This window comes from Frondihabitans sp. VKM Ac-2883, from assembly GCF_015350875.1.
Classification (GTDB): Bacteria; Actinomycetota; Actinomycetes; order Actinomycetales; family Microbacteriaceae; genus Frondihabitans.
The window spans coordinates 18,962-40,860 of the sequence record NZ_JADKSF010000003.1 but is presented as its reverse complement, the minus strand read 5'-3'; the positions used below and the strand labels follow the sequence as shown (position 1 = coordinate 40,860).

Annotated in this window: 21 protein-coding genes; 10 read left to right on the top strand and 11 right to left on the bottom strand. The window is 67.0% G+C overall.

The features are described from left to right. Window positions 1-26: 26 nt before the first annotated feature. A complete protein-coding gene (locus tag ITJ49_RS06470; protein ID WP_370544396.1) occupies window positions 27-473 on the top strand; it encodes a MarR family winged helix-turn-helix transcriptional regulator in 447 nt (148 codons plus the stop codon). 127 nt (window positions 474-600) lie between these two features. Beyond that, window positions 601-2,031: an MATE family efflux transporter gene (locus ITJ49_RS06465; protein WP_194603026.1), complete on the top strand. Its 1,431-nt coding sequence runs from the start codon at window positions 601-603 to the stop codon at window positions 2,029-2,031. Between the two features lie 69 nt (window positions 2,032-2,100). Here the strand turns inward: ITJ49_RS06465 and ITJ49_RS06460 are convergent, their stop codons facing one another. The 7 genes from ITJ49_RS06460 to phoU all read right to left on the bottom strand — a co-directional run bounded on the left by ITJ49_RS06460 (window position 2,101) and on the right by phoU (window position 9,224). Next, the gene (locus ITJ49_RS06460) at window positions 2,101-2,418 is read right to left on the bottom strand and encodes a multidrug efflux SMR transporter (RefSeq protein WP_194603023.1); all 318 of its coding nucleotides are present in this window, start codon (window positions 2,416-2,418) and stop codon (window positions 2,101-2,103) included. Next, window positions 2,415-2,801, bottom strand: coding sequence for a multidrug efflux SMR transporter (locus ITJ49_RS06455; RefSeq protein WP_194603020.1), 387 nt, complete (start codon window positions 2,799-2,801; stop codon window positions 2,415-2,417). The genes ITJ49_RS06460 and ITJ49_RS06455 overlap by 4 nt, the downstream gene beginning before the upstream one ends. Before the next feature lie 85 nt (window positions 2,802-2,886). Next, window positions 2,887-3,987 carry a sugar-binding protein gene (locus ITJ49_RS06450; protein WP_194603017.1) on the bottom strand — a complete coding sequence of 367 codons (1,101 nt, stop codon included), beginning with the start codon at window positions 3,985-3,987 and terminating at the stop codon, window positions 2,887-2,889. A 108-nt stretch (window positions 3,988-4,095) separates the two neighbouring features. Next, window positions 4,096-5,412, bottom strand: coding sequence for a multiple monosaccharide ABC transporter permease (mmsB, locus tag ITJ49_RS06445; protein ID WP_194603014.1), 1,317 nt, complete (start codon window positions 5,410-5,412; stop codon window positions 4,096-4,098). Further along, window positions 5,409-6,953, bottom strand: a complete 1,545-nt coding sequence (mmsA, locus tag ITJ49_RS06440) for a multiple monosaccharide ABC transporter ATP-binding protein (RefSeq protein ID WP_228514182.1) — start codon at window positions 6,951-6,953, stop codon at window positions 5,409-5,411. The genes mmsB and mmsA overlap by 4 nt, the downstream gene beginning before the upstream one ends. A 233-nt stretch (window positions 6,954-7,186) precedes the next feature. After that, window positions 7,187-8,452, bottom strand: coding sequence for an ROK family transcriptional regulator (locus tag ITJ49_RS06435; RefSeq protein ID WP_194603010.1), 1,266 nt, complete (start codon window positions 8,450-8,452; stop codon window positions 7,187-7,189). A gap of 118 nt (window positions 8,453-8,570) precedes the next feature. Further along, window positions 8,571-9,224, bottom strand: a complete 654-nt coding sequence (gene phoU, locus ITJ49_RS06430) for a phosphate signaling complex protein PhoU (RefSeq protein ID WP_055965290.1) — start codon at window positions 9,222-9,224, stop codon at window positions 8,571-8,573. 202 nt (window positions 9,225-9,426) lie between these two features. Between phoU and ITJ49_RS06425 the strand changes: the two genes are divergently transcribed. Together ITJ49_RS06425 and ITJ49_RS06420 are read left to right on the top strand one after the other, a co-directional pair. Further along, a complete protein-coding gene (locus ITJ49_RS06425) occupies window positions 9,427-10,584 on the top strand; it encodes a cell wall metabolism sensor histidine kinase WalK (RefSeq protein ID WP_194603007.1) in 1,158 nt (385 codons plus the stop codon). Further along, a complete protein-coding gene (locus ITJ49_RS06420) occupies window positions 10,584-11,264 on the top strand; it encodes a response regulator transcription factor (RefSeq protein ID WP_055965295.1) in 681 nt (226 codons plus the stop codon). The genes ITJ49_RS06425 and ITJ49_RS06420 overlap by 1 nt, the downstream gene beginning before the upstream one ends. Before the next feature lie 95 nt (window positions 11,265-11,359). Here ITJ49_RS06420 and ITJ49_RS06415 read toward each other — a convergent pair whose 3' ends face one another. Further along, window positions 11,360-11,914 carry a hypothetical protein gene (locus ITJ49_RS06415; RefSeq protein ID WP_194603004.1) on the bottom strand — a complete coding sequence of 185 codons (555 nt, stop codon included), beginning with the start codon at window positions 11,912-11,914 and terminating at the stop codon, window positions 11,360-11,362. 126 nt (window positions 11,915-12,040) lie between these two features. Between ITJ49_RS06415 and ITJ49_RS06410 the strand changes: the two genes are divergently transcribed. From ITJ49_RS06410 to rlmB, 4 genes are read left to right on the top strand one after another with little or no spacing between them, the layout of a single operon-like run. Next, entirely contained in the window at window positions 12,041-12,523 is a 483-nt protein-coding gene (locus tag ITJ49_RS06410) for a CarD family transcriptional regulator (RefSeq protein WP_194603003.1), read from the top strand. Then, window positions 12,517-13,809, top strand: coding sequence for a 2-C-methyl-D-erythritol 4-phosphate cytidylyltransferase (gene ispD / locus ITJ49_RS06405; protein ID WP_194603967.1), 1,293 nt, complete (start codon window positions 12,517-12,519; stop codon window positions 13,807-13,809). Before ITJ49_RS06410 ends, ispD begins: the two co-directional genes overlap by 7 nt. Before the next feature lie 9 nt (window positions 13,810-13,818). Next, window positions 13,819-15,237 carry a cysteine--tRNA ligase gene (cysS, locus tag ITJ49_RS06400; protein WP_194603001.1) on the top strand — a complete coding sequence of 473 codons (1,419 nt, stop codon included), beginning with the start codon at window positions 13,819-13,821 and terminating at the stop codon, window positions 15,235-15,237. Continuing rightward, window positions 15,234-16,280 (top strand): 23S rRNA (guanosine(2251)-2'-O)-methyltransferase RlmB, encoded by a 1,047-nt coding sequence (gene rlmB, locus ITJ49_RS06395; protein ID WP_055965310.1) that lies wholly within the window; start codon window positions 15,234-15,236, stop codon window positions 16,278-16,280. The genes cysS and rlmB overlap by 4 nt, the downstream gene beginning before the upstream one ends. Before the next feature lie 138 nt (window positions 16,281-16,418). Here rlmB and ITJ49_RS06390 read toward each other — a convergent pair whose 3' ends face one another. Further along, window positions 16,419-17,708 carry a DUF4032 domain-containing protein gene (locus ITJ49_RS06390; protein WP_194602999.1) on the bottom strand — a complete coding sequence of 430 codons (1,290 nt, stop codon included), beginning with the start codon at window positions 17,706-17,708 and terminating at the stop codon, window positions 16,419-16,421. Window positions 17,709-17,821: 113 nt separating this feature from the next. Then, on the bottom strand, window positions 17,822-18,922 hold the full coding sequence (locus ITJ49_RS06385) for an ABC transporter ATP-binding protein (protein WP_055965316.1): 1,101 nt from the start codon (window positions 18,920-18,922) through the stop codon (window positions 17,822-17,824). Between the two features lie 204 nt (window positions 18,923-19,126). On the opposite strand from ITJ49_RS06385, the gene ITJ49_RS06380 reads away from it, so the two are divergent. Then, on the top strand, window positions 19,127-20,152 hold the full coding sequence (locus tag ITJ49_RS06380; protein WP_194602996.1) for a thioredoxin domain-containing protein: 1,026 nt from the start codon (window positions 19,127-19,129) through the stop codon (window positions 20,150-20,152). 3 nt (window positions 20,153-20,155) lie between these two features. On the opposite strand, the gene ITJ49_RS06375 is transcribed toward ITJ49_RS06380, so the two are convergent. After that, window positions 20,156-20,662, bottom strand: coding sequence for a metallophosphoesterase (locus ITJ49_RS06375; protein ID WP_370544395.1), 507 nt, complete (start codon window positions 20,660-20,662; stop codon window positions 20,156-20,158). A 59-nt stretch (window positions 20,663-20,721) separates the two neighbouring features. Between ITJ49_RS06375 and ITJ49_RS06370 the strand changes: the two genes are divergently transcribed. Continuing rightward, window positions 20,722-21,882, top strand: coding sequence for an AI-2E family transporter (locus ITJ49_RS06370; RefSeq protein ID WP_370544426.1), 1,161 nt, complete (start codon window positions 20,722-20,724; stop codon window positions 21,880-21,882). Window positions 21,883-21,899: the final 17 nt, after the last annotated feature.

Genomic DNA, 21,899 nt, shown 5'->3' with positions numbered 1-21,899 from the left:
GATATCTAACGGTTAGTGTTCTGATCGTGAACGAAAACGGCCCCGACCTCACCACCAGCCTCGAGCTGCTCCGGTGGATCGGCTGGGCACAGCAGCAGGCCGGCCTCGAATGGGTGCGCGAACGCGGGCTCACTCACGAGCAGAGTTTTGCGCTCGGGTTTCTGGTGCAGTTTCCCGGCTCCATCCAGCGCGACATCGCCGCGATGACCCGCACCAGCGCGGCCAGCGTCTCGAGCCTCCTGCAGGGGCTCGAGAAGCGCGGTCTCGTCGAGCGCCGCGCCGACGGCGAGAGCGCGCGCATCAAACGCGTCTACGCCACCGCCGAGGGCGCCGAGCTCATCTCCGGCTTCGACGTCGCGATGGCGTCCACCGAAGAGACGATCCTCGCACCCCTCTCCACGGCCGAGCGCGCCACGCTCCACTCGCTGCTGACGAAGGTCACTGCAGTGCTGCCGAGGCCCACGCGCGACTAGCCGCGACCGACCCCGTTCCCGCAGGCCGCGGGAGCGGATCCTGAATTCTCCCCTCGCCGTGCCGGCGTCCTTCGGCGCGCGCCAAAGCACCGGGAACAGGCTCGCCTGCCCGGAATAAGGAGCAGCTATGAGCACCTCATTTTCCACCACCGCCGACACGGTCGGCACCAACCGTTGGTACCTTGCCTCTGCGCCGATGGTCCGCGCCCTCCTCCACCTCTGCGTGCCCATGGCCGCGGCGATGATCGTCAGCGCCGTCTACAACGTGGTCAACGCCGGCTTCATCGGCTCGCTCCACGACAGTGCGCTGCTCGCAGCCGTCACCCTGGGCGCGCCGATCCTCGGCCTCGTCATGGCGGTCGGCGGGGTCTTCGGTGTCGGCGGCAGTGCCCTCATCTCGAGGCTTCTCGGGGCGAGCGAGAAGGATCCGACCGAAGCCGCTCAGATCAAGCACGTGGCGTCGTTCGCCGTCTGGGGCGCCGCGATCGTCGGTGCCGTGCTCGCTGCTGCGGGTCTGCTCCTGCTGCCGAACCTCGTGACCGTGCTCGGCGCCCACGGTGCCGCCGTCGCCCCGACCAGCTCCTTCGTCGGTGTGATGCTCGCCTTCGTGCCCGTGCTCGCAGTGTCGTTCTGCCTCGAGCAGCTCGTTCGGTCGGAGGGGGCGGCCCGTCAGGTCATGATCGGCCTCATCGCCTCGACCGTCGCCAACCTCGTCTTCGACGTGCTCTTCATCCTGGTGCTGCACTGGGGTGTGGCGGGTGCCGGCCTCGCGATCGGCCTGTCGAACGTCGTCACGATCGTCTACTTCGTCACCTGGCTGACTCGGCACAGCGAGCACATCAGCCTGGCGCCGCGCTGGTTCACGCTCTCGCCGGCCGTGCTGAAGCCGGTCTTCGGCATCGGCGTGGGGGAGTTGCTCCAGTCGGCGTTCCTCATCGTCACCTCGCTCGTGCTGAACAACCTCGCCTCGGCCTATGGCGACGGGCCGCTTGCCGCGATGGGCGTCGCCGTCCGCATCGCGCAGGTGCCCGAGTTTCTCGTGATGGGCGTCACGCTCGGCGTTCTGCCGCTGCTGGCCTACTCGTTCGGCAAGGGCGACCGGGCCCGTCTCGCCGCCGCTCTGCGGGCCTCGGCCCTCACGGTCGGCTCGATCACCGTGGTGGCAGCCGTCGGGGTGTTCCTCTTCCGCGATGCGATCTTCGGCGCATTCGTCGCCGACCGTTCGGTGCTCGCCATCGGCGCGGTGATCCTGACGGCGCAGCTCGTCGCCATGATCGCCAACGGGTTCACCGGCCTCATCACGTCGCTGTTCCAGGCGACCGGACGCGCCACGGCGGCGATCACGATGTCGATGGCGCAGGGAATCCTGTTCATCCCGATCGTGCTGCTCGGAAACCTGTGGTTCGGGCTCGGCGGCGTGATCTGGGCGCTGACGGTCACCGAGGTGCTCGTGCTCCTCGTCGGAGCCGTCATGCTGTTCGCGTCGCGGCGGGCGATCGACGCTGGGCTGGCCGAGGGGAGCCCGGCGCGCGCCGAGGCCGTGCTCGAAGAGGCGTAGTCGCCGATTCGCTCCAGGTTACGGGCAGGCGCTGACCGGAGCGGGGAGCGCTGGATCCTTCGCCCCGGCTCAGTGACTCGACCCGACCTCGATCAAGAGCACTCCGCCGACGATCAAGACGATGCCGAGGCCCATCAGCCAGGTCAGCGGCTCCTTGAAGAGGAACTTGCTGGCGACGGCGGTCAGGGCCACCCCGGAGGCGGCCCAGATGCCGTAGGCGACGCCGAGCGGAAGGCCCTGGCCGAGGCCGAGCGACAGCGAGGTGAATGCCACGATGTAGCCGATGCCGACGGGGATGTACCAGCGGCGGTCGTCGACGGCCATGCGGAGCGAGAGGGTGCCGGCGACCTCGAAGAGGATCGCGGCGACGAGAAAGAGCCACTTCATCGGGCGATCCCTCCGGTGGTGGTCGAGGTGCCGGCCGCGTCACGGTGGGCGGCCTGAGCCCCGAGCTCGACGCAGAGCACCCCGGCGATGACGACCACGATGCCGATGCCCATGACGAGAGTCAGCGGTTCGCCGAAGATCACGAGCGACAGCACGGCGGTCAGCGCGACACCGCTCGCGCCCCAGATGCCGTAGGCGACCCCGAGCGCCATGCCGGTGCGGAGCACGAGGGCGAGCCCGGCGAAGGCGACGAGGTAGCCGATCGCCACGACGACGTACAGCCCGGGGTGGTCGAGGGCGCCCCTCAACGACAGCGACGCCGACACCTCCGAGATGATGGCGATGACGAGGAACAGCCAGCCGCGCGCTTTCGAAGTTGTCATAGCGACCACCGTAGGGCAGCCGCGCACGGCGAAACCCCCGCCCGAGCCGAAGCTCGTGCGGGGGTTTCGTGGGTAACGAGTGCTGCTACTTGGTGAGCGGCTCGAGGGTCGTGTTGTCTTTGTATGCCTCGGCTGCGTTGTCCTTGGTGACGAGGACGGGGGTCAGCGCCACGGCCGGAACCGTGATGACGCCGTTGTAGTTGTTCTTCTTGTCGATGACCGTCTTGGGGGTCTTGCCCTCGGACAGCGTGGTGACCAGGTCGACAGCGGCCTGGGCCTCCTCGGCGGTGTTCTTGTAGATGGTCGAGTACTGCGTGCCAGACATGATCAGCGGGATCGAAGCGGTCTCGCTGTCCTGGCCGGTGACGATGATGCCGGGCTTACCAGCCGACTTCACCGACTGGATGATGGCGCGGGCCAGGGTGTCGTTCGGCGAGAGGACGCCGTCGAGCTTGGTCGAGCCGTAGTTCTTCTGCAGCAGGTTGCTCATGCGGGTCTGGGCGTTCTGGGCGAGCCAGCCGTCCGTCGACACCGCGCTGAACGACGTCTGACCGGAGACGACCTTGAGGGTGCCGTCGTCGATCTTCGGCTGGAGGATGCTCATCGCACCGTTGAAGAACACCGGAGCGTTGGCGTCGGTCGAAGCACCGGCGAAGAGCTCGATGTTGTACGGGCCGCTGCCCTTGGTCTTGAGGCCATCGAGCAGAGCCTGTCCCTGAAGCTGACCGACCTTGTAGTTGTTGAACGCGACGTAGTAGTCGACGTTCTTGGTGCCGGTGATGTTGCGGTCCCAGGCGATGACCGGGATTCCGGCGGCCTTGGCCTGCTTCACCTGCGTGCCGAGCTGAGCGCCGTCCTGGGCGGCGATGATCAGGGCCTTGTCACCCTTGGTGATCATGCCCGAGATCTGGTTCTGCTGGTCGGGAACCGTGTTGGTGGCGGCGGCGTACTGCACGTCTGCCTTGAAGCCGGCCTTGGCGAGGGAGTCCTCGAAGGCGGCCTTGGCGAGGACCCAGTTCTGCGAGGTCTTCGCGGGGAGCGAGACGCCGATCGTGGAGCCCTTGGGGATGGTGGCGGTGGAACCGCTGGCGCCCGCATCGCTCCGGCCGGTGTTGCCGGAGCAGGAGGTCAGCGTGACCACGGTGAGCGCTGCGACGGCAAAGCCGGCGATGAGCTGTTTCTTCATTGAAATGCTTCTTTCATTGTGGGGATGTGAGTGCGGGATGCACCCGGTGCTGTGGGATGAGTGGTGCGCATCCCGGATTTGTGGCTGGGAATGGAGCGGGCTGAGGGGTTACGGAAGCAGAACCGGCGAGTCGTCGTCGATCGACTTGGGCTGAGCCGTGGCGTCGGGGCCGGGCTTCTGCGCGTCGTCGTTCTTCTTGCGACCGAACCCGCGGGTCAGGTAGCCGATGATCGACGGTCGGCCCTGCGTCTTGTTGTAGACGTCGAAGGCGACGGCGAGCAGCAGCACGAGACCGCGGATGATCTGGACGAGGTTCGTATCGATGCCCTTGAGCGACAGGCCGTTGGCCAGGAAGGCGAGCACGAGAGCACCGATGATCGAGGCGATGACGGTTCCGACACCACCGGCGACCGCGGCACCACCGACGAAGACGGCGGCGATGGCGTCGAGCTCCCAGCCCGTTCCGTCGGAGGGGCCCGAGGATCCCGCATAGCCGACATAGACCATTCCGGCGACGGCGGCGAGAACCGACATGTTCATCATGACCAGGAAGTTCACGCGACGCGAGTTGACGCCCGAGAGCACAGCGGCGTGCGAGTTGCCGCCGACCGCGTAGAGGTGGCGCCCGAAGGTGGTGGTGTTGGTGACGAAGCCGTAGATGATCACGAGCACGCCCATGATGATGGCGACGATCGGCACGCTCGTGTTGGGCTGGCCGGAGGCGAACAGGTAGGTGGCGAAGGCGGTGACGCCGGCGAGTACGACGATGCGGACGATGCTGGTCCAGAGGGGAGCCGGCTCGGCGCCCATCTTGACGCGGTTGGTGCGTCCGCGGAACTCGAAGACGACGATCGCGATGATCGAGACGAGGCCGAGCAGGAGCGTGCCGTTGCTGTAGCCGGTGCCCGGACCGAAGTCGGGGATGAAGCCGCCGCCGATGTTCTGGTAGTCGTCGGGCACGGGGAGAGCGGTCGAGTTACCGATGATCTGGTTCGCCCCGCGGAAGATCAGCTGGCCGGCGAGGGTCACGATGAAGGCGGGCACCTTCACGTAGGCGACCCAGAACCCCTGCCACGCGCCGACGAGGGCGCCGACGGCGAGGCCGATAAGGATCGCACCCCACCAGGCGAAGTGCCAGGAGGCCATCGACTGCGCGACGATGATGCCGGTGAACGCGGCGACCGACCCGACCGAGAGGTCGATGTGGCCAGCGACGATCACCATCACCATGCCGATCGCGAGAATCAGGATGTAGGAGTACTGCTGGAAGACGTTGATGACGTTTCCGGGATCGAGCGTGGTGCCGCCCGTCCAGATCTGGAACCCGACGATGATCACGATGAGCGCGATGATCATGCCGTACTGGCTGATTCCACCCCCCTTGTTGCCGAGGATGCTGTCGATGTTCTTCTTGATGTTCGTCATCGAACCGTGGTCCTTTTCGAGGTCATGCTGACCATGAGCGACTCGGGGTTCGCCTCAGCTGCGGTCAATTCGTTGGTGATGGAGCCCTCGAAGATCGTGTAGATCCGATCGGAGAGGCCGAGGAGCTCGGGGAGCTCGGAGGAGATGAGGATGACGCCCTTGCCCTGGGCTGCCAGGTCTTGGATGATCCCGTAGATCTCGAACTTCGCACCCACGTCGATGCCGCGGGTGGGCTCGTCGAGGATGAGGATGTCGGGGTCGGTGAACATCCACTTCGCGAGGACGACCTTCTGCTGGTTGCCGCCGGAGAGCTTCGACACACCCTGGTCGACGTTGTTCGCCTTGGTGCGGAGGCTGCGGCGGTACCGCTCGGAGACCTCGTACTCCTCGACGCTTGAGACGACGCCGTTGTGCGTGATCTTCGGCAGGCCAGCGGCGACGGTGGAGCGCTTGATGGTGTCGAGCAGGTTGAGCCCGAGAGCCTTGCGGTCTTCCGAGACGTAGCCGAGGCCGTTCTTGATGGCGCGCTTGACCGTGTCGGTGCGGATCTCGTGGCCCTCTTTGTAGACCTCGCCCGACACGTAGGTGCCGTAGGAGTGGCCGAAGACGCTCATGGCGAGCTCGGTGCGACCAGCGCCCATGAGGCCCGCGAAGCCGACGATCTCACCGCGGCGCACGTAGAAGTTCTCGTTCTTGCAGACGAGGCGTTCGGCGTCGAGGGGGTGGCGGACGGTCCAGTTGCGCACCTCGAAGAACTTCTCGCCGATGTTCGGCGTGCGGTCGGGGAACCGGCTCTCGAGCGAGCGGCCGACCATTCCGCGGATGATGCGGTCTTCGTTGACGCCGTCGGCTTTCACGTCGAGGCTCTCGATGGTCTTGCCGTCGCGGAGGATCGTGATGGTGTCGGAAACCTGCTCGATCTCGTTCAGCTTGTGGCTGATCATGATCGAAGTGACGCCCTTGCCCTTGAGCCCGACGATGAGGTCGAGCAGGTGCTGCGACTCACCCTCGTTCAGGGCGGCGGTGGGCTCGTCGAGGATGAGCAGCTTCACGCTCTTGTTGAGGGCCTTGGCGATCTCGACGAGCTGCTGCTTGCCGACACCGAGCGACTTGATCTTGGTGTCGGGGTCTTCGGCGAGGCCGACGCGGGCGAGCAGGTCTTTGGCGATGCGCTGGGCTTCGATCCAGTTGATCACGCCGCGCTTGCCGGGCTCGTTGCCGAGGAAGATGTTCTCGGTGATCGAGAGCTCGGGGATGAGGGCCAGCTCTTGGTGGATGATCACGACGCCGGCGGCCTCGGACTGCTTGATGCCCGAGAACTGGACGACCTGGTTCTCGAAGACGACATCGCCCGTGTACGTGCCGAACGGGTAGACGCCCGAGAGGACTTTCATGAGAGTCGACTTGCCTGCACCGTTTTCGCCGCAGATCGCGTGGATCTCGCCGGCCTTCACGGTCAGGTTCACGTCGGAGAGAGCCTTCACACCAGGGAACTCCTTGGTGATCGAGCGCATCTCGAGGATGGTGGGTTCACCAACCATTGTGCACCGCCATTTGCTAGACATCGTTGTCGGGGAGCTTCGTCGCCCGTTGGGCACCTGGCCCGGGATTACATTAGGCCGATCGCTGGCTGGCGTCAAAAGGTTAACGCAACGAATTTGTAACGGCTTTACGAACCGGCCTCAATGAGAGCGCTCACTTTCGCGGTCACCAGGCTGCGATCGTTGAGTTTCCGCGGATCCTTCAGTTTTTGACGCACGAAGGATCCGACGGGTCAGATCACGCGGACGGCCGCCTGATGGAACACCAGCGCGGCGGCTCCGAGCGCTTCGCCGCGATCGTCCAGCGTCGACGCCACGATTTCGGTCGCGTCCCTGACGAGAGGGAGCACATGCCGTGCGAACGACCGAGACACCGGTTCGAGGAGCAGGTCGCCGAGGGCGGCGAGGGGCCCGCCGATCACGATCACTTCAGGGCTGAGGATGCTGGCGAGGTCGCCGACGACTCGGCCGATGAGCCGCGCGGCATCCTCGATGACGCGGAGCGCGGCCATGTCGCCGGCGAGGACGGCGGCGACGAGCTGCTCGGTGGTCTGGATGGGCGTGACGGTGCTTAGCCGGTCGAGCATGGCCTGGATGGAGGCCTCCGCTTCGAGGCAGCCGCGGTTGCCGCAGCGACAGGCTTGACCGTCGGGCACGACCTGCACGTGACCGACCTCGCCGGTCACCCCGGTCGCCCCGTTGAACGGCTGGCCGTTCAGGATCAATCCGGCGCCGATTCCCGAGCCCACCTTGAGATAGACGAGGTTTCGCGCCCCGCCGTACAGACCCCAGATCGTCTCCGAGACGCTGCCGAGGTTCGCGTCGTTGTCGATCACGACGGGTACCCCGAGGCGGTCTTCCAGCTCGACGACGACGTCGACGAAGGCCCACTCGGCCCATACCGTTCCGATCACCGGCATGAGATCGCGGCGGTCGATCGACCCGGGGATCCCGACCCCCACGCCGCTCAGGGCGTCCCAGGGGATGCCCTTGTCACTGAGCAGGCGGGTCAACACGTCTCGGGCCATGTCGAAGCCGACGCGGGGGTCGTACTGCTGCGGCAACACGATGTTCTCTTCCGCCGCGATCGTGTAGTCGGGGTAGACGAGCACGACCCGGAGGTGCCGTCGACCGAAGCCGATACCGGCCGCGACGGCGCCGTTGTGGGTGAGGAGCTGCACGGAGACGGCGCGACGGCCCGAACTCGTCGTCGGCGTCAGGCTGACGAGGCCGTTCTTGGCCATGAGGCTGACGATGTTCGAGATCGTCGCCGTGGAGAGGCCGGTGCGGCGAGCGAGATCCGCCTGCGTCGAGGCGCCGACACGGACGAGCGCCTCGACGACGCGCTGCTGATTGCGCTTGCGGAGGGAGGTTTGAGAGCCGGGGCTCTGCCCGGTGGGCGCGGACTGGCCCGTCGCGGGTGCCCGTCCCGTCGAGGGGGGCTGTCCCTTCGAGGCTGTTTGGCGGTGGCCCGTCGTTGGACCTTGGAGATGTGACACGGACGAATCATTGCCTCCCAAACGAGTGTCGTCAAGAGTTGAACACAAACCGTGACGCAACGGAAAGAGGCCTGGAGAGACGCCCTCAGCGTCTCACCAGGCCTCGTGGCCGCGCGGATCAGGCTTCGACGCCCACCCAGTCGCCGGTCGCCAGGTACTGGACCTTCTTGGCGATCGACACGGCGTGGTCGGCGAATCGTTCGTGGTAGCGGCTGGCGAGCGTGGCGTCGACAGTGTCGGCGGGAGCGCCCTTCCAGGTCTCGCCGAGAACCTTGTCGAACACGCTCAGGTGCAGCTCGTCGATGCGGTCGTCGTCGTTGCGGATCTCTTCGGCCAGGCTGACGTCTTCGGTCGTGAGCAGCTGCGTGAGCTTGCGGGCGATCGCGACGTCGAGCTCACCGAGCTCGGTGAAAGTCGGTCGGAGGCTCTTCGGCACGACCTTCTCGGGGAACCGGTAGCGGGCGAGCTGGGCGATGTGCTCGGCCATGTCGCCCATGCGCTCGAGGGAGGCCGAGATGCGGAGTGCGCTCACGACGATGCGGAGGTCTCGGGCGACCGGGTTCTGCCGCGCGAGGATGTCGATAGCGAGCTCGTCGAGGCTGATCGCGAGAGCGTCGATGCGGTCGTCGTCGGCGATGACCTGCTCGGCGAGGCCGACGTTGGAGTCGTGGAACGCGCGAGTGGCGTTGTCGATCGACACCGCCACGAGCGACGAGATCTCGACGAGCCGCTCCTGGACCTCCTGGAGCTCCTGCTGGAATACCTCGCGCATAGTCTTGGTCGACCCTTTCGTCGCGGCTCGGCCGCGGTGTCAGTGATGGTGCTGGTACGCGAAACGTCGCCCGCGCAGTCTCGACGAGCCTCTCCCGTCGAGGTTAACGGCGGGTGATGGCCAGGCGAACACTCTCCAACGTACTCGGCACGGATGTGGCTCTGTTCTAGCAGTCCACCAGACGTTCACTAACCTGAGGTTCATGTCCTCCCCCTGGCTGGTGCCGTTGTCTCTGGCATTCGGCGTCATCGTCGGAGCGGGCCTCGTCCTGCTCGTGGTGGCTTCCGTTCAGCGGGGCCGTCGAGCCCGGGCGCTGAGCGATGCGTCTCTGCCCGACGGGATCGGCGCGATGCTCGACACCCTCGAGTCGGCCGGGTTCGTCGTCGACCCGTCGAACAACGTGCAGAAGGCCTCGGCGATGGCGATCGCCAACGGTCTGGTGCAGGCGCACCAGGTGGTCCACCCCGAGATCGTCGATCTCATCGAGACGGCGCGCGACGAAGACCACCCGGTCACCCGGCAGCTGCTTCTCGCACGGAGCCTCCGGCAGGAGACCGACCTGCGCATGCTGGTGCGGGCCTCGCGACTCGGAACGCGATACGTCGTCGTGCTCGCCGAGGATCACACCGAGACGCACCGCCTCGAAGAGGTCCGGCGCGACTTCGTGGCGAACATCAGCCACGAGCTGAAGACGCCCATCGGCGCGGTCGGGCTGCTCGCCGAGGCCATGGAGTCGGCCGCCGACGACCCCGAGCAGGTGCGGCACTTCGCCAAGAGCCTCATGCGAGAGTCTCTTCGCCTCGGCCGCCTCACCCAAGACATCATCGAGCTCTCGCGCCTGCAGTCGGCCGACCCGCTGAGCGGACCCGAGCTCGTCGACGTGCGCTCCGTCATCAACGCCGCGGTCGAGCGCAACCGGGTCGAGGCGGAGGCGCGCGGCATCGAGATCATCACGCGCGGCGGCAAGCACGCCAGCATCGTCGGCGACAGCGAGATGTTGGCCGTCGCCGTGCACAATCTCGTCGCCAACGCGGTGCACTACTCGCCCGACGACTCCCGCATCGGCATCGGCGCGAACGTCACCGACCGGGGCATCGTCGAGATCGCTGTCACCGACCAGGGCGACGGCATCGCCGACAGTGAGAAGGAGCGCATCTTCGAGCGCTTCTACCGGATCGACCCGGCTCGATCACGGCGGACCGGCGGCACTGGTCTCGGCCTGGCGATCGTCAAGCACATCGTTCAGAATCACGGCGGCGACATCCGTCTCTGGTCGCAGCTCGGTTCCGGCTCCACCTTCACGATCCTTCTACCCGAGGCCTCGACGGCCACGGTTCCCGTCCGAGGAGAGAACGAATAATGACCCACATCCTTATCGTCGAAGACGAAGAGTCCCTGTCCGAGCCCCTCGCCTTCATCCTCGAGCGGGAGGGCTACCAGGTCACCGTCGCCGATGACGGGCAGAAGGCCCTCACAGCGTTCGACCGCGAGGGTGCCGACCTCGTGCTCCTCGACCTCATGCTCCCCGGTCTCTCCGGCACAGAGGTCTGCCGTGAGCTGCGCAACCGCTCGCAGGTGCCGATCGTGATGCTGACCGCCAAAGACAGCGAGGTCGACATCGTGGTCGGGCTGGAGCTCGGCGCCGACGACTACGTCACGAAGCCGTACTCGACCCGCGAGCTCCTCGCCCGCATTCGGGCCGTCCTCCGTCGCCGCGTCGACCTGGAGGAGTTCTCCGACTCGCTCCTCACCGCCGGCGCGATCTCGATGGACGTCGAACGGCACGTCGTCACCGTTCGCGGCACCGACATCGCGATGCCGCTGAAGGAATTCGAGCTCCTTGAACTGCTGATGCGGAACGCGGGTCGCGTTCTCACCCGCGGCCAGCTGATCGACCGGGTCTGGGGCTCCGACTACTTCGGCGACACCAAGACCCTCGACGTGCACATCAAGCGCATCCGCTCGAAGATCGAGGAAGTGCCGTCGGAGCCGGTGGCGCTCGTCACCGTGCGCGGCCTGGGCTATCGCATCGAGGCGTAGCTTTATAGTCCGGGCCCGCCCGGCAATCGCGCCGAACTTGAACGACGAAGACCCCGACAAATTGGTCGGGGCCTTCGTGCGAAGCGGGGGCTGTTCTAGCCAGCCGGTGTGGTCTCGGTCTCGGCGGGCTCGGTGCTGCGGGGCTCCGACGTCGCGATCGTGCCGGTCGAAGGGCTCGGCGAGGGAAGCAGCGTGGCGTACTGGGTGAGCGAGCCGTCGAGCACGGGAACGTTCAGCTTCTTGCCGGTGTCGGTGCCCGACTGGATGAAGACGGTGAGCAGCGAGCCCGGCTGCTTGCCGATGCCGTTGAGGATCGTCTGCTTCTGGCCGCCCTGCGTGCCGCGATCGGTCTCGCCGTTCGCGGCCACTGGAATCACGGCGGTCTCGGTCGACCCGAGCGCCTCGTACTGGAACTTGACGTCGGCGGCGGACGAACCGTTGTTGATGACCACGACGCTGAGGCTCGCTTCGTCGCCGTTCTCGGTGAAGACGATGGCGTTGCGCACCTCGATGTCGCCGACGGTGGTGTTGACTCCGTCGCTCGCGTCGTAGACCTCGGTGGTCGTCTGCGGGCTGATGAAGTTGCACCCCGCGGTGAGGACCATCACGGCTCCGGCAATGACGACGGCTGCCGTGGTGCGTGCTCTCACAGGTTCCTCCAGAAAAGGTGACGATTTGCCCTTTCAGCCTAGCCTAGGAGCGTCGGCGCGGTTTTCATGACCGCTCGCCCACGACCGACCCCGTGGTAATCTGGCGCCCCCAGAAACGGAGCCCCCATGCACTTCGAGGTCGGTGAAACCGTCGTCTATCCGCATCACGGAGCGGCCGAGATCACAGCGGTGAAGACGCGTGTGATCAAGGGCACCGAGAAGCTTTATCTGACGCTCCGGGTCGCCCAGGGCGACCTCGTCATCGAGGTGCCGGCCGAGAACGTCGACCTCGTCGGGGTTCGCGACGTCATCGGCAGCGAGGGCGTCGAGCAGGTCTTCGACGTGCTTCGAGAGCCGTTCACCGAAGAGCCCACCAACTGGTCGCGTCGCTACAAGGCGAACCAGGAGAAACTCGCGACGGGCGACGTCGGCAAGGTCGCCGAGGTCGTGCGCGACCTGTGGCGCCGCGACCACGACAAGGGTCTCTCCGCGGGTGAGAAGAGCCTGCTGGCGAAAGCGCGTCAGGTGCTGGTCTCCGAGCTGGCTCTGGCCGAGCACATCGACGAGACCGCGGCACAGACGCGGCTCGACGAGGTGCTCGCATCGTAGGCGCGAGCGCAGACCGGCCGAGCCGCGCGATCATCGTCGTCGCCGCGGGTTCGGGTACGCGCCTGGGTGGGGGCCGGCCGAAGGCCTTCGTGGAGGTCGCCGGTCGAACGATTCTCGAGTGGGCGCTGCGCGGGATCCTCGGCTCGTCCGCTCCGTTCCAGATCGTGCTCGTCGTACCCGCCGACCTCGTCGACGAGGCGCGGTCGATCGCTCTGGCGACTGCGGGGCGCGTGGCCCACCTCGTGACAGTGACATCAGGATCCAGCACTCGCCAATCCTCCGTCGCCCGAGGGCTTGCCCACGTCGCTGACACCGCCCGCACCGTGCTCGTCCACGACGCGGCTCGCTGCTTCACGCCCTCCCCGCAGTTCGATCTCGTGGCCTCGGCTGTCGAGTCGCTCGGCCACGGAGTGGTTCCCGGGCTGCCCGTCAGCGACACGATCAAGCGGGTCGACATGGCGGGCGCGGTCGTCGACACGGTCGACCGGTCGGAGCTCGTCGCGATTCAGACGCCGCAGGGGTTTCCGCGGGCCGAGCTCGACGCCGCGTATGCCGGCGCACTGGCCGGCTCCCCGCCGGTCGACGCCCCGTCCGTCGAAGCAGTGCCCATTGAATACACCGACGATGCCGCGCTCTTCGCCGCGGCCGGCCACGAGGTGACCGTCGTCGCGGGTGCCGCCGAGGCGTTCAAGGTCACCACGCCATGGGATCTGCAGCGGGCCGAGATGCTCGCGGCCGGCCCCGTTGCGCCCAGCGCCCCCGGGCCCGCTGGCCCCGCCGACGTGCAACGCGTCGGCATCGGCATCGACGTGCACGGCTTCGACGCCGACCAGCCCCTTCGCCTGGGTGCGCTCGACTGGCCGGGCGAACCCGGTCTCGCTGGCCACAGCGACGGCGATGCGGTCGCTCACGCGATGGTCGACGCGCTGCTGTCCGCCGCGGGGGAGGGCGACATCGGCTCGCGCTTCGGCACCGCCGATCCGCGCTACGCCGGGGCGTCGGGCGTCGTCTTCCTCGAGGGAACGCGCGAGATCCTCGACGCGGTGGGCGCCACCGTCGTGAACGTCGCCGTGCAGGTGATCGGCAATCGCCCCCGCCTCGCGAAACGGCGGGTCGAGATGGAGACGCAACTGACCAGGATCCTGGGCGCCCCCGTCTCGGTCTCGGCCACGACCACCGACGGGCTCGGCTTCACCGGCCGAGGCGAGGGTGTCACCGTGATCGCGACGGCTCTCGTGTCGGTGCGGTCGACCCCTGTGGAGACCCCGGCGGTACCGCCCGCCTAAACTGTGGCGGTGACCATTCGCCTCTACGACTCCCGAACGCAGTCGGTCGTCGACTTCGTCCCGCTCGTCGACGGCAAAGTCGGTCTCTACGTCTGCGGCCCGACTGTTCAGTCGTCGCCGCACATCGGTCACCTCCGGTCCGCCCTGGTCTACGACCTCTGGCGTCGCTGGTTCGCTTACCGCGGCCTCGACGTGACCCTGGTGCGGAACGTCACCGACATCGACGACAAGATCCTCGCCCTCTCGTCCGACACGACCGAGGAATGGTGGGCACGGGCCTACCGGTACGAGCTCGAATTCACCGCGGGCTACAACGCGCTCGGCATCCTCGCGCCGACCTACGAGCCACGGGCCACCGCGAGTGTGACCGAGATGCAGACGATCGTCAGTCGGCTCATCGAGCGGGGCCACGCGTACCCGGCCCCCGACGAGTCGGGCGACGTCTACTTCGACACGGCGTCCTGGCCCACGTACGGCGCCCTGACCAACCAGAAGCTCGACGACATGGCCTCGGCCACCGACGCCGACCCGCGCGGCAAGCGCGACCCCCGAGACTTCGCCCTCTGGAAGGGCAGCAAGGCGGGCGAGCCCGAGTCGGCCAGCTGGATGTCGCCGTGGGGTGCCGGGCGACCGGGGTGGCACATCGAGTGCTCCGCGATGTCGCGCCGCTACCTCGGGCCCGAGTTCGACATCCACGGTGGCGGGCTCGACCTCCGCTTTCCGCACCACGAGAACGAGCTGGCCCAGTCGACGGCCGCCGGCGACGGGTTTGCACGGCACTGGCTGCACAACGGGCTCGTCAACGTCGAGGGCCAGAAGATGTCGAAGTCGCTCGGCAACTCCATCTTCGCCTCCGAGTTCCTTGCACTGGCACGCCCCATCGTCGTGCGGTACTTCCTCGGTGCCGCCCACTACCGCTCGACGATCGACTACCACGAGGGTGCGCTCGACGAGGCGGAAGCCGCCCTCGACCGCATCGAGGTGTTCCTCGGCCGCGCAGGTCGTCGTTTGGCCGGCACTCGCTTCGCCGGGGTCGGCGCTCGCGTCGTGCCGACGGCCTTCGCCGAGGCGATGGACGACGACCTCAACGTGCCGCAGGCGCTCGCAGTGCTGCACGACACGGTGCGCCGGGGCAACGCCGCGCTCGACGACGACGACCTTGACGCGGCCGCCCGCGAATGGCAGCACGTTCTGGCCATGGTCACCGTGCTCGGCATCGACCCGCTCGCCTCCGAGTGGAGCGGCAGTGGCGACGGCGCCGCTCAGGTGGCGCTCGGCACTCTCGTCGAGAAGCTGATCGAAGCGCGTCAGAGCGCTCGTGCCTCCAAAGATTTCACGAACGCCGACCGCATCCGAGCCGACCTGGCCGCTGCGGGCATCACCATCGAAGACAGCCCGACCGGATCGCATTGGAGCCTGGAACAGTGAAGAACACTCAAGGAGAACGAAAGGGTCGCCCCGGGGCGGTCCGCCAGGGCGGTAAGGGCAAGCAGGTCGGTTCGGGAGGGCAGGGTCGCCAGGCCCTCGAGGGCAAGAAGCCCACGCCTCGCGCCGAGGATCGTCCGTACCACCCCGCCGGCAAGCGGAAGGCTGCTCAGGATCGACTCGTCGCCGCCAAAGGCCGCGCCGGAAGCTCGGCCGAGCGCCCCATCCGCACCGCCCGCACGGCTCCCGATCGCACAGCACCGCCCCGCGGCAAGAAGCAGGCCGACGACAACGAGATCGTGACCGGCCGCAACTCGGTGCTCGAGGCTCTCCGTGCCCGGATTCCCGCCACGACGCTCTACATCGCCGCCCGTCTCGAGATGGACGACCGCGTCAAAGAGGTCCTGACCCTCGCAACTCGCCGCGGGATCCCCGTCCTCGAGGTCATGCGCCCCGAGCTCGACCGCCTCACCGGCCCCGATTCGGTGCACCAGGGGCTCGCGCTCAAAGTGCCGCCGTACGAGTACGCGCACCCGATGGAGCTCCTCGACCAGGCTGAGCGCCGCGGTCAGAAGCCACTGTTCGTCGCTCTCGACGGCATCACCGACCCTCGCAACCTCGGGGCGATCATCCGCTCCGTCGCCGCGTTCGGCGGCCAGGCCGTCATCGTCCCGCAGCGTCGCAGCGTCGGCGTGACCGCGTCGGCGTGGAAGACCTCCGCCGGTGCCGCGTCGCGCGTGCCGGTCGCGATGGCCGCCAACCTCACCCAGACGCTCAAGGCCTTCAAAGACCGCGGCGTCTTCGTGCTCGGCCTCGACGGCGGCGGAGACGTGCAGCTGCCGGGGCTCGACCTCGCCGACCAGCCGCTTGTGATCGTCGTCGGCAGCGAGGGCAAGGGTCTCTCGCGCATTGTCACCGAGACCTGCGACGCAATTGTGTCGGTGCCGATCACGGCCTCGACCGAGAGCCTCAACGCCGGTATCGCCGCGAGCGTGACGCTGTACGAGATCTCGAAGCTGCGCGCCGAGCGCAAGAACCAGAAGTAGCCCCGCCGCACGCCTGCACCCGCACGAACGGCACAGACCCGCACGAACGGCACAGACCCGCACGAGCGGCACAGACCCTCGCCCTAGGAGAGGTGTCTACGCCGACCGTGCGGGTCTCGTCGTCGGTGAAGCAGTGCTTCACACCTTCGAGCGCCAGTCCTCGTCGTCGTCCTCGTCGGCCTGGACGGCCACGGGCAGAGTGATCGCTCCGGTCGGCGGCGCGATGACCATCTGCTCGTCGCGACGGTGCCGCAGCACCTCGTTGATGTACGACGTCAGCGCCTCGGCGATGGGCACGTCGCGGTTCTCCGCCTGCGACTGATACCAGCGGTGCTCCAGCAGCTGGTGGAAGACCTCGGCGGGCTCGAGCCGGCCGCGCAGGTCTCGGGGGATCGAGCGGATCACGGGCTCGAACACGCGGGCGGCCCACTCGTGCGCGACCATCTCTTCGTCGAGCTCCGAGCGGTCGTTCTTCGACCGGTAGGCGTCGAGGTCATTGAGCAGCCGACGAGCCTGGTTCTCTTGGGCGTCGAGACCCGTGAGTCGCAGGAGCCTCCGCGAGTGGTGGCCGGCGTCGACGACCTTGGGCTGGATCTTGACCTGTGTTCCGCCCTCGGTCGTCTTGATCGCGAGTTCTTCGATGTCGAAGCCGAGGTCGTTGAGGCGTTCGACGCGGTCGTTGATGCGCCAGCGCTCCGAATCGGAGAAGGTCTCGGTGCCGGTCAACTCTTTCCAGAGGCTGCGGTACTTCGCGACGATCCCGGCCGAGACCTCGACGGCATCGAGGTCTTCGTCGAGGCGGTCCCCAGCCTCGAGGTCGAGGAGCTCGCCGGCGATGTTGACGCGGGCCACCTCGAGGTCGTTCTCCCGCTGGCCGTTCGAGAGGCCGCCCGGGTAGAGCTTGCCGGTCTCGGCATCGACGAGGTAGGCGGCGAAGGCGCCGGCGTCTCGCCGGAACAGTGTGTTCGACAGCGAGACGTCACCCCAGTAGAAGCCGATGATGTGCAGGCGCACGAGTAGCAGGGCCAGCGCGTCGACGAGCCGCGCGGCGGTGTCGGGTCGCAGTCGCTGGGAGTAGAGGGCGCGGTACGGCAGTGAGAACTTGAGGTGGCGCGTGACCAGCACCGGGTTCAGCTCGTTGCCCTCGTCGTCGTGGCGGTTCGTGATGACGGCGAGCGGGTCGACGCAGGGGATGTCCATCCGCTGCAGTGTTCGCAGCATCTCGTATTCGCCCCGGGCCATCTCGCCCGACGTCTCTTTGATTGCGATCACGTATCCGCTGAGGTAGGCGAACCGCACCAAGTGTCGCGAGATCCCCTTCGGCAGCGTGGCGATCGAGTCTTCCGGCCACACGTCGAGGGGCAGGTTCCACGGCAGGTCGAGCAGGGCGGGGTCGGCCGTCGCCGAGGTGATGTTGAGGGAGGTCACGGGTTTCCGTTCGGAGGGGAGCGCAGGATCCGGGCAGTCGTTACACGAGAACAGCCCGCCCGGCCCCTCGATCGTGATCGGGGTGGCACGGGCGGGCCGTCTCTGAGGTGTGACTAAGCAGACACCACGGCCTTGTCTCCGAGGCGGAGGCCCGACTCGGTGTCGAAGACGTGCAGGTGGTGCGCCTGCGGCGTGATGAACACGGTGTCTCCGGCGGAGGCGTGCGTACGGCCGTCGACGCGGGCGACGATGTCGGCGCGCTGGCCGTTGACGTCGGCGTGACCGTAGAGGTAGCCGTCGGCGCCGAGCTCTTCGACGACGTCGACCGCGACCTTGAGGCCCTCGCCCGAGGTGCTGACGACGACGTCTTCGGGGCGAACTCCGACGGTGACGCTCTTCGAGGTGGCCTGCGAGAGGATGTCGCGCTCGATCGAGGCGACGCTCGAACCGAACTGAACTCCGCCGTCGACGACGTCGGCGGGAAGGAGGTTCATGGCGGGGGAGCCGATGAAGCCGGCGACGAACACGTTGTCGGGCTTCTCGTACAGGTCGCGGGGGGTTCCGACCTGCTGCAGCACGCCGTCTTTCAGCACGGCGATGCGGTCACCCATGGTGAGCGCCTCGGTCTGGTCGTGCGTGACGTAGACCGTGGTGACGCCGAGACGGCGCTGGAGCGAGGCGATCTGCGTGCGGGTCTGGACGCGGAGCTTGGCGTCGAGGTTCGACAGCGGCTCGTCCATGAGGAACACCTGGGGCTGGCGGACGATCGCACGGCCCATGGCGACGCGCTGACGCTGACCACCCGAGAGGGCCTTCGGCTTGCGGCTGAGGTAGGGCTCGAGGTCGAGAAGCTTGGCGGCTTCGAGCACGCGGGTGGCGCGCTCTTCTTTGCCGACGCCGGCGATCTTGAGCGCGAAGCCCATGTTCTCGGCGACGGTCATGTGCGGGTAGAGCGCGTAGTTCTGGAACACCATCGCGATGTCGCGGTCTTTCGGCGGAACGTCGGTGACGTTGCGGTCGCCGATGAGGATGTCGCCCGAGTTGACCTCTTCGAGGCCGGCGAGCATGCGCAGGGTGGTCGACTTACCGCAACCGGAAGGGCCGACCAGCACGAGGAATTCGCCGTCCGCGACCTCAAGGTCGATGCCGTCGACCGCGGGGCGGGTCGAACCGGGGTAGAGACGGGTTGCCTTGCTGAACGTCACAGACGCCATGATGTTTCTCCTTCACCGGCAGGTACGTGCCGGACGATCCGTAGTGAATGGATGACAGTCAGTCGAGGCGATCCTCGCTGACGGCCTCGCTCATTATGGCATTCCGAACCGTCCAGTACACCCCCCGCTTGGGGGTAGAACAATTCGAGGGCATCCACCCGCGTGGACTTTGGTCCGGAAAAGCTTCTACGCTGGTCCGAGATCATGACTGACAATGAACCGGGCCAGACGCCGGAAAACCGCCGGGGCGAGAGTTCTTCCGCCCGAAATCATCGACGGACGGCGGCTCGCCAGAAGGCGCAGCTCGCCCGTCGCAAGCAGAAGGCGCGGGCTCGTCGCGGGCGGTGGGCGATCATCGCCGGAGTGGCCGTCGTCATCATCGCTCTCGTGGTCGGTGCCACCATCGCGATCCGCGGATCGGTTCCCGAGGCCGGAAAGACCCCGGCGAACATGGTCGGCGACGGGATCCTGATCGGCAAGGGCTTCAAGGCCGTATCCGGCGAGGCGACTCCCCAGTCGTCCTCTTCCGGCTCATCTACTCCGCAGTCGTCGTCGTCCGCGACCTCGACGTCGACGCCCTCGTCGACCGCTCCCGCCGCCGACACCGTCACGATCTCGATCTATCTCGACTATCTCTGCCCCGTGTGCGGCGAATTCGAGAAGGCGAACAACGACTACATCAAGGGCCTGGTCGAATCGGGTGCGGCGACGGTCGAATATCACCCGATCGCCATCCTGACGAACATGTCGCTGGGGTCCAAGTACTCCCAGCGCGCCGCCGCTGCGGCAGCCTGCGTCGCCAACTACTCGCCCGACGCCTACTTCGACTTCAATACGGCCATGTTCGACCGGCAACCCGACGAGCAGACCACGGGGCTCTCGAACACCCAGCTGATCTCGTTGATCAAGGGCGTCAGCGGAATGACGAATACGAGCCAGATCTCGAAGTGTGTGAACGATCAGACGTACGCCTCCTGGGCTGTCTCAGCCACCCAGCGGGCGCTCGCCGGGCCGCTCGACGGCACCGCCGTACCGAAGATCACGTCAACCCCGACGGTGCTCGTCAACGGTCAGCAGTATCAGAACATCTCGCCCTTCACCCCCGAGGACTTCAGCAAATTCGTCGTGACCGCGGCGGGCAACAGCTACACCGACACGGCCACCTCGTCGCCGTCGCCCACACCCTCGCCGACACCGACGAAGACCTCGACACCCACGAAGAAGAAGTAGCGCTCAGACGGTCGGAAGCCGGTGCAGCTCGACATCGCGGATCGCCCCGGCGTCGAGCACGAGTGTGAGATAGGTGCGGTGGGGCTGGCGGCGGCGGTCGGTCGGCGATCCCGGGTTCAGGATCCGCAGCCCGGCGTCCGAGGTCGAATCCCACGGAATGTGGCTGTGCCCGAAGATCACGAGGTCGGCGTCTCCGAACTGGGCGTCGAGTCGCGTCTCGCGTCCGACCTTGCTCCCCGTCTCGTGCACGACGGCGAGACGGACTCCGTCGATCTCCGCGCGCGCCACGAGCGGCAGGCGGTCGTCGAACTCGGGCCCGTCGTTATTGCCGCGGACCGCGATCAGGGTGGACGCGCGATCCTCGAATTCGTCCAGTAGGGGTAGGCGGTTCCAGTCGCCCGCGTGCACCACGACGTCGGCGCGGTCGATCTCGGCCCAGACCTCGTCGGGAAGCGTTTTCGCCCGCTGCGGCACATGGGTATCCGAAACAAGAATGAGACGCGTTGGCACGCGCCCAGAATACGGCCGACGGGTACGGTGGTGTGACCGACGACGAAAGCAGAAGACCAGTGGGCCTTTTCCGCCGCAAGACCTCATCGCCAGCCATGACGGAGGCTCCCGACAAAGTTCGGGCCCTCACCTGGTCGGCGCAGAGGAACATCTGGTCTGATGCTTTCGGGCGGCTCGCGACCCGGTGTCTTCAGATCATCCTCGTCATCATCGTGGCGATCGGTCTCGTCTTTGCGATGACGCAGTTGAGCCTCGTCGTCATCCCGGTCGTGCTGGCCCTGATCGTCGCCTCGGCGATCTACCCGCTTCTCGAGCTGATGCGGCGGCACGGCGTCCCGTCGATCCTCGCGACCTGGATCGCGCTGGTCGCCATCATCGTCATTCTCGGCCTCGTGGTGTGGCTCATCGTCAACGCCGTTCAGAACCAGGTCGACGACCTCGCCAAGCAGGCGACCGCCGGTATTCGGCAGCTACAGGACTTCGCCAAAGACGGTCCCTTCCACATCACCGACGACCAGATCCAGAAGGGGCTCGACTCGGCCGTCGAATTCGTGCAGAGCGCCTCGTTCGCGAGCGGCGCGTTCGCCGGCGTCTCGGCCGCGGGCAGCTTCGTCACCGGCCTGGCTCTCTTCGTCGTGGTGCTGTTCTTCTTCATGAAAGACGGCCCCAAGATCTGGGCCTTCATCGAACGCCCCTTCACCGGCGAGCAGTTCGAGCGCGCGCAGCGCATCGGCGAGAAGACGGTGTCGACGTTCGGCGGGTACATCCGCGGCACGGCGACCGTGGCCCTCGTCGACTCCGTCGGCATCGGCATCGGGCTCTTCGCCCTCGGGGTGCCCCTCGCGCTTCCGCTCTCGGTGATCGTGTTCCTGTCGGCCTTCGTGCCTCTGGTCGGAGCGACGGTCGCCGGGATCCTTGCCGCCCTGGTGGCTCTCGTGGCGAGTGGGCTGGGGCCCGCCATTGGCGTCGTCATCATCGTGATCGTGGTCAACCAGCTCGAGGGGAACTTCTTGCAGCCGGTCGTCATGGCGCGCTCCCTGTCACTGCACCCCCTGGTCGTGCTCATCGCTCTGACCGCGGGCACCATCGTCGGCGGCATCATCGGCGCCGTCCTCGCCGTGCCGATCGCCGCCGTCGCCTGGGGCATCGTCACGATCTGGAACGGCCCCGACCGGCCCGCCGAGTTCGCCCGGCAGAAGCGGCTCGAACCGAAGATGTAGCTCGCACCGAGCACGAA